The sequence below is a fragment of the Romboutsia sp. genome, assembly GCF_035470145.1.
GTDB lineage: Bacteria > Bacillota > Clostridia > Peptostreptococcales > Peptostreptococcaceae > Romboutsia_D.
The window spans coordinates 1-3,081 of record NZ_DATIRC010000327.1 but is presented as its reverse complement, the minus strand read 5'-3'; the positions used below and the strand labels follow the sequence as shown (position 1 = coordinate 3,081).

Sequence of the window (3,081 nt, the reverse complement as noted above, 5' to 3'; positions counted from 1 at the left end):
TATTAAAATGATGGTATTATACTTCCTTTATATTCTTTTTCTATAAATTCTTTCACCTCTTTGCTAGTTAAGGCTTTAGACAATGCTTTTATTTTTTCACTTTCTTTATTTTCTTCTCTAACAGCTAACACATTTGCATATGGAGAATCTTTTGACTCTATTACTATTGCATCTTTAGTTGGATTTAGATTTGCGCTTAATGCATAGTTAGTGTTTATTACTGCTCCATCAACATCTTTCAGTATTGTTGGAAGTTGTTCTGCATTCATTTCTTTTATTTCTATATTTTTAGGATTTTCAATTATGTCTTTTATACCTATAAGTTCTCCATCATTAACTTTTATTAATCCGTTTTCTGCTAATAATTTAAGCGCTCTTGCTCCGTTTGTCGGATCATTTGGTATAGCTATTACACTATTTTCCTTTATTTCATCTATAGACTTTACTTTATCTGAATATAATCCTATTGGCTCTAAATGTATTTTTTCTGTATACGTAATTTTGTATCCTTTTTCTTTTACAGTCTCTTCTAAATATGGTATGTGTTGAAAATAATTTGCATCTAGTGATCCTTCATTCAATGCTGTATTTGGTAAAACATAATCATCAAATACTTTTATCTCTAGTTCATACCCTTCTTTTTCTAACTGCGGCTTTATTACTTCTAGTATCTCAGCATGTGGATTTGGTGATACCCCTACTATTATTTTATTATCCTCTTTTACATTACTACATCCTACTAATGATACTAATATCGCTGATGATAAAGCTACTGTTAATAATTTTTTTAATTTCATTTTTAATTCCCCCATTTATTTTTATATTTTATTTTTTTATAATATCCCATTCAATTCATCTCTTGTTTTGACTGAAATATTATTATTTGCAGCGTTTGTTTTATTATTTTTAATTTTTATTTTTTTTCCATATTTAAGTTTATTGTATGCAAAATTTCCTACTCCCTGTATTATTTGGACTAGTATTATAAGCGTTATTACAGTGTATATCATTACAGCTGTATCAAATCTTTGATGCCCATAAACAAGTGCTACACTTCCAAGTCCTCCAGCACCTATTGCTCCTGCCATTGCAGTGTAACCAAGTATTGATATTACAGATAAAGTAACACCCGATACAATTGAAGGCATAGCTTCTTTTATCATAACTTTGAATACTATTTGAGTCTTAGTAGCTCCAAATGATTTAGCAGCTTCTATTAAACCTTTATCAACTTCATTTAGTGCACCTTCTATTATTCTTGCTATAAACGGTGCTGAACCAATTGTTATAGGAACTATTGTAGCTGTTTCTCCTATACTTGTTCCAACAATCATTCTTGTTAATGGTATTAATACAACTATAAGTATCATAAAAGGAAAACTTCTAAGTGTATTTACTATAAATCCTAGTGATTTATTTATGGTACTATTAGGTTTTAATCCATCTTCTTTTGTGACTACTAATATTATTGCTAATATAAATCCTATTATTGTAGCTAATATCGCAGGCACAGTTATCATATATAGTGTTTCTAACAATGCCTCTAACAGAATATCATTTATAAATTCACTTAAACTAGTCATTTATAATATCCTCCCATCTTATATTTTTACTATTTAAGTAATTTTTAACTTTACCCCCATTTTCCTCATGTGTATTTATAATAAGACAACCTAATATATCGTCTCTAAACTTTTCTAATCTACCAAATACTATTGAAAAGTCTATATTCAACTCTCTAGCCATAGTTGTTATTAAAGTGTCGTTTGAAATTTCTTTTGGGAATAATATTTTTATATTACTTCCAGTAGGTAATACAATATTTTCTTCTCCTATTAATTTTCTAAGTCCTTTTGTGTTTTGTAAAAATATTTCTTCCGTATCTCCTACTTCTAAAACTTCTCCATGTTCCATTATTGCCACCTTAGTGCATATTTGCTTTATTACTTCCATTTGATGGGTTACCATTATTATAGTAATATTTAATTTTTTATTTATATCTTGAAGTAATGATAATATTGATTTTGTTGTATTAGGATCTAGAGCTGATGTTGCTTCATCACAAAGAAGTACCTTTGGATTTAGCGCTAATGCTCTCGCTATTGCAACTCTTTGCTTTTGTCCTCCACTTAAATTTCTTGGCTTATCATTTTTTTTATCGCTTATTCCTACTAGGTCTAATAATTCTAAAACTCTTTTATTTATTTCTGATTTGGAATATTTGAAACATTCTAATGGCAATGCTACATTTTCATATACTGTTTTTCTTTCAAGTAATGAAAAGTGTTGAAATATCATTCCTAAATTCTTTCTCAGGATTCTCAATTTTTTTTCATCTAATGATTTCACTTCATCCTTACCTACTAATATACTTCCTTCTTTGTAATCTTCTAATCCATTTATACATCTAAGCAATGTTGATTTACCTGCTCCACTATGACCTATTATTCCAAATATTTCACCTTCTTCAATTTGAATGTCTACATTTTTTAATACCTTCGTATCTCCATAATACTTCCCTACATTTTTAATACTAATCATTTCATTCCTCCCCTTTACTTCCAAGCCAAGGTATAGTTAAATGCTCATATCTTATTTTAAATATAATAAAAGCCTAAGTATAAACTTAGGCTTTACAAGCAATTTATACTCATCTTTCAGCTAATTAGCTGCAGGATTTAGCACCATTGTATATAAAAATATACTGGTTGCCGGGTTTCATAGGGCCAGTCCCTCCACCTCTCTTGATAAGGAAGTATTTATTTTTTCGTTTTTTATTTTCTATATTTTATATAGTATACACCCTCACAACATTTGTCAATCATTTTTCTGATTTTTTGAAATTATTTTATTTATTCGGCTCATTAGGTGTTATATCTAACTTCTTATTCATGTTCTCAAGCATATTTGTAAAATTACTCTTAGTTTCATCTTTAAGTGTTGTAGTTTCATTAACTACTTTTATAAACTCTTCTTTTGATTTAGTCATTTCATTCTTTGAAATTTGATCTAAGTTTTTAAGATTTTGATCTATATTTGCTATTGTTTTTTCACCTTCTGCTATTAAATCATTACTCATTT

4 protein-coding genes and 1 riboswitch are annotated in these 3,081 nt (G+C 28.3%); all 4 genes read right to left on the bottom strand.

Annotated elements, in window-relative coordinates:
- Positions 1–2: 2 nt before the first annotated feature.
- On the bottom strand, positions 3–797 hold the full coding sequence (locus VLM92_RS13200; protein ID WP_325276799.1) for a MetQ/NlpA family ABC transporter substrate-binding protein: 795 nt from the start codon (positions 795–797) through the stop codon (positions 3–5).
- Positions 798–833: 36 nt separating this feature from the next.
- The gene (locus VLM92_RS13195) at positions 834–1,583 is read right to left on the bottom strand and encodes a methionine ABC transporter permease (RefSeq protein ID WP_325276798.1); all 750 of its coding nucleotides are present in this window, start codon (positions 1,581–1,583) and stop codon (positions 834–836) included.
- The gene (locus VLM92_RS13190; protein WP_325276797.1) at positions 1,576–2,541 is read right to left on the bottom strand and encodes a methionine ABC transporter ATP-binding protein; all 966 of its coding nucleotides are present in this window, start codon (positions 2,539–2,541) and stop codon (positions 1,576–1,578) included. The genes VLM92_RS13195 and VLM92_RS13190 overlap by 8 nt, the downstream gene beginning before the upstream one ends.
- A gap of 106 nt (positions 2,542–2,647) precedes the next feature.
- Positions 2,648–2,754, bottom strand: a riboswitch (SAM riboswitch).
- Positions 2,755–2,848: 94 nt separating this feature from the next.
- The coding region (locus VLM92_RS13185) for a hypothetical protein (protein ID WP_325276796.1) at positions 2,849–3,081 on the bottom strand (233 nt) is incomplete at its 5' end.

Bases quoted from the DNA above. Each gene is read 5' to 3' on its own strand.
- VLM92_RS13190 (WP_325276797.1), bottom strand. From the start codon at position 2,541: ATGATTAGTATTAAAAATGTAGGGAAGTATTATGGAGATACGAAGGTA.
- VLM92_RS13200 (WP_325276799.1), bottom strand. From the start codon at position 797: ATGAAATTAAAAAAATTATTAACAGTAGCTTTATCATCAGCGATATTA.
- VLM92_RS13195 (WP_325276798.1), bottom strand. From the start codon at position 1,583: ATGACTAGTTTAAGTGAATTTATAAATGATATTCTGTTAGAGGCATTG.